Genomic DNA, 220 nt, shown 5'->3' with positions numbered 1-220 from the left:
TGGGCTACGTGTTCCAGAGCGGCGGGCTGTTTCCGCATATGCGCGTCGCCGACAACATCGCCGTCACGCCGAGACTGCTCGGCTGGCCCGCCGCCGAGATCGCCGCGCGGGTCGATGAGCTCCTCGACCTGGTGCGGCTCGAGCGCTCCCTCCATCGCGATCGCTATCCGCATGAACTATCGGGCGGGCAGCAGCAACGTGTAGGCGTGGCGCGGGCGCT

The 220-nt window shown here is 69.1% G+C and carries 1 protein-coding gene; it reads left to right on the top strand.

What is annotated here, in order from left to right; translation table 11 throughout:
* The coding region (locus FNJ47_RS49405; RefSeq protein WP_163163934.1) for an ATP-binding cassette domain-containing protein at window positions 1–220 on the top strand (220 nt) is incomplete at both ends.

It is taken from the genome of Bradyrhizobium uaiense (assembly GCF_010811875.1).
Taxonomy (GTDB): domain Bacteria; phylum Pseudomonadota; class Alphaproteobacteria; order Rhizobiales; family Xanthobacteraceae; genus Bradyrhizobium; species Bradyrhizobium uaiense.
This window is presented reverse-complemented; position numbering and strand designations above follow the sequence as displayed.